Raw genomic sequence first — 6,000 nt, 5'->3', positions numbered from 1 at the left:
GGTGATTAATGGGTTTCGAACCCACGACCTTCGGAACCACAATCCGACGCTCTAACCAGCTGAGCTATAACCACCGTGTATATTTTTGTGCGTTTTGGGTGACTAATGGGTTTCGAACCCACGACCTTCGGAACCACAATCCGACGCTCTAACCAGCTGAGCTATAGCCACCGTGTATATTTTTTGAGGTGTTTCAATACGTTCACCTAATTTTTGTTGGGTGATTAATGGGTTTCGAACCCACGACCTTCGGAACCACAATCCGACGCTCTAACCAGCTGAGCTATAACCACCGTTTTTGTCTTATTTTGACGCTTGCAAAGGTAGCCATATTTCCTTACGTTGCAAGCATTTTTTTAAAAATTTTATATCAAATCATCTAACCGATTGACAGCCAAATATCTTTCTACTGTAAATCCTTCTGCATGTTCTTTGTTTATCAATCGTCCTAGATCCTGTGCGCGGTAAATAATACTATCGAGGAAATTCTTAGAAGTAATTGGCGTTGAAGGTTCTTTAGAGTTGACATCATAAAATTGGGTTCCATACGCCAAAACAGCCTTCATCTTTTGATCGATAAATCCCGTTACATCCACCACAAAATCGGGTTCGATACTCTTCCATTGAATGTAGTGGTAGACCCATTTAGGTCTCCATGCCTCCTGTTCTACCCCATCTACAGTCGTTTCAATACGTCTTAATCCCGCTAAAAAACAAGCATCTGACACTAATTTACTCCCTTTTCCGTGATCGATATGACGATCATCTATGGCATTGCACAACACTATTTCGGGCTGATACTTGCGGATCATTTTAATAATTTCCAATTGATGCGCTTCATCATTGACGAAAAAACCATCGCGAAACCCCAAGTTTTCTCTTGCTACTACACCCAAGATAGCAGCTGCATCCGCTGCTTCTTGTGCTCGAATCTCAGCACTCCCTCTTGTGCCTAATTCCCCGCGAGTTAAATCGATAATTCCCACTTTTTTTCCCAAGTGAATTTCTTTGGCTATTGTTGCCCCGCATCCCAATTCTACATCATCTGGATGTGCTCCAAAGGCTAATATATCTACTTTCATACGCTTAAAATAAAATCTTTTTCATAGTGGTCGATTTGTTTACTGTTTCGACAAACTCACTCGTCGGATCGCTATCTTCTGTTACCCCACATCCAATATACAAATTAACTTGCTGACTTTCAACTTCCATACACCTCAAATTAACAAACAAACTACTTGCGGTTGTAAGGGCATCCTCCCCTTGTTTGGTGTAATTCAACTCCCCTAAATAGCCAGCATAGTATTTTCTTGCATACCCTTCTTCTTGCAGCAAGAAATCGCGCGTACTGGATTTGGGCATTCCACAAACAGCAGGTGTCGGATGCAACGCATCGACAATCGCGCCTAAATTTACCTCTTTTAGCTGAGCTTCAATCGACGTACAAATATGCATGACTTTAGCCGCTCTTTTCGTAAAAGGTGGAGAAACCTCCATATGCTTACTTATTGGCTGTAGTTTCTCTACAATAAAATCAGTCACATATTGTTGTTCTTCTCTCTCCTTATCTCCCCAAAAAACCTCGTCTTTACCGTGATTCACTTGAGTTCCCGCCAATGCCATGGTACGCAACTTATGCCCTTCTAGCTCTACGAGTGTCTCCGGTGTTGCCCCCATCCACAACCCTACAAACGGGTGGTAAATCACATAGCAAAACGCCTCTGGATAGGCAACGACTAATTTAGAAAAGAGTGCTTGTATCTCCACGTCTTGACCTGGGAGATCCAATACTTCCTTTCGAGAAGGCACAACCTTCTCAAAAGCCCCCGCTTTAATAGCCTGTACACAGCGTTGCACCAACTGTTCAAAATGTTGTTTTCCGGGTTGCTGTTCGTACGCCAATTCAAAGGCTCCATAGGTAAACTTCTCCTCTAAAAGTTCGCCTTCCATTCGGTGCGACTCCCCTAAAGGAATATAAAAACGCACGCCTTCGTAAAAAGGCGCTAGTACAAATCCACTTTCTTTAAAATGTTCAACAAGATGCAAGGTTGAATCCCGCTGAAACAATCCCGTTACCTTGTGTTGCCCTGGTTTTTTATACAGCACATACGGCTTATTTTCTTTTATATGCTCGGTCCACGTCTCATATAACTCCATTAGGCCTTCTTTTTTTCGATTACAATATTGGTGATCTTACACACCGACAATAATACATTATTCTCGTCTGTGATTCGAATTTCCCATAAGTGTAACGTTCGTCCACGGTGCACTAAACGCGCTGTTCCCGTCACTTGTCCTGCTCTTTTGCTTCGCACGTGGTTGGCAGAAATTTCGATTCCCCTAATTTCTTGAAGTTCGGGATCAATCAACATAAGGGAAGCACCACTTCCCAAGCTTTCTGCTAAGGCAACCATTGCGCCTCCATGTAACAGCCCTGCCGGTTGGTGTACGCGCTCATTTACGGGCATTGTAGCCACTAAAAACTCCGGTCCTGCATCTACATATTCAATTTGCAATGTTTCCATCAACGTGTTCTTCGACACTTTTGCATACATTGCTAATACCTCTTCTTTATTAAAATCCTTTCTGCGTTTCACATCCATACTATAACTAATTTTAGGCGTCTTAAAAGTAAGCCAAAAAAGATGTACTCCTCTTAAAAATATTATAATTCTTTCTTTTTTGAAAGTGCAAATTTATTTCTTACCCTCCAAGGCTCTCGTGTATCCTATTTTTTTAGTATTTTTAAGCCCTTTAAATAGAGAACCAATTTTATTGTAAGGAGACTGATAATGGAAGATATCCAAAAAGAAGTTCACAACGCTTTTGAAGTGATTAAAAATGGCGGTATAATTTTGTATCCCACGGATACGATTTGGGGAATTGGTTGCGACGCGACGAATTCGGAAGCCATCAAAAAGATATATCAATTAAAACAACGCGCAGAGAGCAAGAGCATGATTGTATTAGTAAATGGCGATCGTCTTTTACACCGCGTATTTCACAATATTCCCGAAGTTGCTTGGGATCTATTAGAATTTAGCGACAAACCTACGACGCTGATTCTCGATCATCCCAAATTGGTGGCTCCGGAAATTATTGCGGCAGATCAATCGCTGGGGATGCGCATCATAAAAGAGCCGTTTTGCTATAACCTTATTGAGCGCATGAAAGTGCCTTTGGTTTCGACCTCGGCTAATATTAGTGGAGCTCCTTCTCCTCAGCGCTTTAAAGACATTGATCCACGTATTATTGAAGGGGTGGACTACGTTGTTCAGCTGCGTCAGCAAGAAGAAAAACCAATCAAACCTTCAACTATCATTAAATTAAAAGAAAACGCACAAGTAACGATCATAAGAAAGTAAAGGTGCCATTTGAAACTATGACCCACGATAACCCAACATATAAAGAAGCACTACAACACCCTATTTTTGAAATTATTACCCAAGCTGCAGCGAACTTAAACGTAGACGCTTATGTAATAGGTGGTTTTGTACGCGATTTTTTACTGCAAAGAGACACGAAAAAAGACATTGATATTGTTGCTGTAGGCAGTGGTATTGAATTGGCTTTAGCCGTGTCGAATTTGCTTCCCAATCATCCTAAAGTTCAGGTATTCAAAAACTACGGAACGGCGATGTTGCGTTATGACGATATTGATATTGAATTTGTTGGTGCAAGAAGAGAGTCGTATCACTTTGACAGCCGCAAACCCGTTGTGGAAGACGGTACTTTAGAAGATGATCAGAATAGAAGAGATTTTACCATCAACGCCTTAGCCCTGTCGTTGAATCAGGCGAACTATGGCAAACTGTTAGATCCGTTTAACGGCAGTGAAGACCTCAAAAACAAGCTAATACGCACCCCCCTAGATCCTGATATCACCTATTCAGACGATCCATTGCGCATGATGCGTGCGATTCGCTTTGCAACGCAGCTCGACTTTATTATTGAGGACGAGTCGCTAGAAGCAATCTCGAGGAATGCCGAGCGCTTGTCTATTATTTCTGGAGAACGCATCGTCGATGAACTCAACAAAATCCTTTTGGCTGATCAGCCTTCCAAGGGATTTCTCCTTTTATATCAAACGGGATTACTTCACTTGATTTTACCGGAACTCATTGCGTTGAATCAGGTAGAGGAAATCGAAGGACACACGCATAAAAACAACTTCTATCACACCCTAGAGGTGGTTGATAATATTGCTCAAAACACCGACGACTTGTGGTTGCGTTGGGCAGCCTTGTTGCACGACATTGGCAAAGCACCTACCAAGCGATTCTCCAAAAAACAAGGGTGGACGTTTCACGGACACGAGTTTTTAGGGGGCAAGATGGTAAAAACGATCTTTACACGCCTACATATGCCGTTGAATCAAAAGATGAAATTTGTACAGAAGATGGTGATGATGAGTTCACGTCCGATTGTTTTGTCGCAAAAAGAAGTAACCGATTCGGCTGTTAGACGCCTTGTTTTTGATGCAGGGGAACACGTGGAGGACTTGATGATCTTATGTGAGGCAGACATTACCACAAAGAATCCAAACAAGTTTAAGAAATACCACAACAACTTTCAAATGGTACGCAAAAAGATTGTTGAAGTGGAAGAAAGAGATCATATCCGCAACTTCCAACCTCCAATTACGGGAGAGGAAATCATGGCTTTATTCAATTTACAGCCATGCAAGGAAATAGGCATTTTGAAAGAAGCCATTAAAGAGGCGATTTTAGAGGGCGTTATTCCTAATGAATACGAAGCGGCCTATGCTTTCATGCTTTCAAAAGCAGAAAAAATTGGACTAACAATTGTAAATAAATAATACCTATGAAAAGCTCTTTTTTACCTTTGGCGAAAATTTCACTTGTACTTGTGTACTTGGTGATCTTTGCGGGGGCAGCGGTTCGAATGACTGGTTCTGGAATGGGATGTCCGGATTGGCCGAAGTGTTTTGGCTACTATATTCCCCCAACCGACGAGGAAGTTCTGACGTGGCAACCCGATCGAACGTATAAAAAAGGACAAATGATCATTCACGATGAGGCGCTTTGGAAAGCCAAAGACTCCTTTACAACCTCTACTGTTTATGAGGAAGTACACTGGGAAAAGTACACCAAACACGATTATGCCCAATTTAACCCGAAACACACCTGGACCGAATACATCAACCGCCTTTGTGGTGCCGTAGCTGGGTTAGCCTGTTTGGCGCTTGCTATTGCTTCTTTTGGGCATTGGTCATCCAATAGGAAACTCGTATGGGGGTCTTGGCTTGTGGTGTTCTTGATGGGATTCCAAGCTTGGCTGGGTGCTACTGTGGTTTATTCGGTGTTAAATCCGATTAAAATCACTGTTCACATGGTGATGGCCTTGGTTATTGTAGCCTTGTTAATCAATATTATCAAAGCCGCTAAAAACAAAACAGAAATAAAAAAATACAATGCCACTTTCCGCGCCTTAACGGTTATTACACTACTGCTTACCCTGGTACAAGTGGTACTGGGAACACAGGTACGCGAGTTTGTTGACGAACAGGTAAAAGCAGGGATCACCAATGAATACCTCTGGTTAAATACCCCTACAGTTGAATTCTACATTCACCGTAGTTTCTCTATTTTAGTTTTTGTATTGAATTTTTACTTATTCTTCTTAAACAAAAAACTCAACTTAGGATTCTCTAAGGTAAAATGGGTAGCAATCCTCTTAGTATTAGAGATCTTAACGGGAGTTGCCATGCAATATGCTCATTTCCCGTTTGGCTCACAAGCCGCTCACCTCGTTTTAGCTTCTATTCTTTTTGGAGTGCAATACTACCTATTCTTAGAAGCGAGAAAATGCTACTACAGCGGAAAAAGTTCTTTAGATTAGTATTTCGCATACGATATAACCTAAAAAAGCGTTTATACTTTCAAAGTATAAGCGTTTTTTTAGGTTCTTATGGGCTCAATAAAAAGCGTATTCCTACCACAATGCTTAATATTCCCTTAAATCATTTGGTAGTTTAGA

General features: G+C 41.5%; 6 protein-coding genes and 3 tRNA genes. 3 read left to right on the top strand and 6 right to left on the bottom strand.

The genetic code is table 11. The features are described 5' to 3' along the window. The 6 genes from ACPDG9_RS14590 to ACPDG9_RS14565 all read right to left on the bottom strand — a co-directional run bounded on the left by ACPDG9_RS14590 (position 1) and on the right by ACPDG9_RS14565 (position 2,603). Positions 1-74: transfer RNA gene (locus ACPDG9_RS14590), tRNA-His, on the bottom strand. Between the two features lie 23 nt (positions 75-97). Further along, positions 98-171 (bottom strand) — tRNA-His (locus ACPDG9_RS14585). Positions 172-219: 48 nt separating this feature from the next. Beyond that, positions 220-293 (bottom strand) — tRNA-His (locus ACPDG9_RS14580). Between the two features lie 72 nt (positions 294-365). Beyond that, positions 366-1,082 (bottom strand): bacillithiol biosynthesis deacetylase BshB1, encoded by a 717-nt coding sequence (gene bshB1 / locus ACPDG9_RS14575; protein WP_430528452.1) that lies wholly within the window; start codon positions 1,080-1,082, stop codon positions 366-368. Between the two features lie 4 nt (positions 1,083-1,086). Beyond that, positions 1,087-2,157, bottom strand: a complete 1,071-nt coding sequence (locus tag ACPDG9_RS14570) for a chorismate-binding protein (protein WP_430528451.1) — start codon at positions 2,155-2,157, stop codon at positions 1,087-1,089. After that, positions 2,157-2,603: a PaaI family thioesterase gene (locus ACPDG9_RS14565; RefSeq protein ID WP_430528450.1), complete on the bottom strand. Its 447-nt coding sequence runs from the start codon at positions 2,601-2,603 to the stop codon at positions 2,157-2,159. Before ACPDG9_RS14565 ends, ACPDG9_RS14570 begins: the two co-directional genes overlap by 1 nt. Before the next feature lie 189 nt (positions 2,604-2,792). Between ACPDG9_RS14565 and ACPDG9_RS14560 the strand changes: the two genes are divergently transcribed. From ACPDG9_RS14560 to ACPDG9_RS14550, 3 genes are read left to right on the top strand one after another with little or no spacing between them, the layout of a single operon-like run. Then, entirely contained in the window at positions 2,793-3,365 is a 573-nt protein-coding gene (locus ACPDG9_RS14560; RefSeq protein ID WP_430528449.1) for an L-threonylcarbamoyladenylate synthase, read from the top strand. 17 nt (positions 3,366-3,382) lie between these two features. Continuing rightward, positions 3,383-4,819, top strand: a complete 1,437-nt coding sequence (locus tag ACPDG9_RS14555; RefSeq protein WP_430528448.1) for a CCA tRNA nucleotidyltransferase — start codon at positions 3,383-3,385, stop codon at positions 4,817-4,819. 5 nt (positions 4,820-4,824) lie between these two features. Continuing rightward, positions 4,825-5,862 carry a COX15/CtaA family protein gene (locus ACPDG9_RS14550; RefSeq protein WP_430528447.1) on the top strand — a complete coding sequence of 346 codons (1,038 nt, stop codon included), beginning with the start codon at positions 4,825-4,827 and terminating at the stop codon, positions 5,860-5,862. The last annotated feature ends 138 nt before the right edge of the window (positions 5,863-6,000 follow it).

The organism is Myroides sp. C6-3, from assembly GCF_050522425.1.
Taxonomy (GTDB): domain Bacteria; phylum Bacteroidota; class Bacteroidia; order Flavobacteriales; family Flavobacteriaceae; genus Flavobacterium.
Note: the sequence above shows the minus strand (reverse complement) of the source record. Positions and strands in the feature narration are given on the sequence as shown.

What these genes read in the sequence shown, in the direction of transcription:
- ACPDG9_RS14565 (WP_430528450.1), bottom strand. Translation starts at nt 2,603, where the DNA reads ATGGATGTGAAACGCAGAAAGGATTTTAATAAAGAAGAGGTATTAGCA.
- ACPDG9_RS14560 (WP_430528449.1), top strand. Translation starts at nt 2,793, where the DNA reads ATGGAAGATATCCAAAAAGAAGTTCACAACGCTTTTGAAGTGATTAAA.
- ACPDG9_RS14555 (WP_430528448.1), top strand. Translation starts at nt 3,383, where the DNA reads ATGACCCACGATAACCCAACATATAAAGAAGCACTACAACACCCTATT.
- ACPDG9_RS14570 (WP_430528451.1), bottom strand. Translation starts at nt 2,157, where the DNA reads ATGGAGTTATATGAGACGTGGACCGAGCATATAAAAGAAAATAAGCCG.
- ACPDG9_RS14550 (WP_430528447.1), top strand. Translation starts at nt 4,825, where the DNA reads ATGAAAAGCTCTTTTTTACCTTTGGCGAAAATTTCACTTGTACTTGTG.
- bshB1 (WP_430528452.1), bottom strand. Translation starts at nt 1,082, where the DNA reads ATGAAAGTAGATATATTAGCCTTTGGAGCACATCCAGATGATGTAGAA.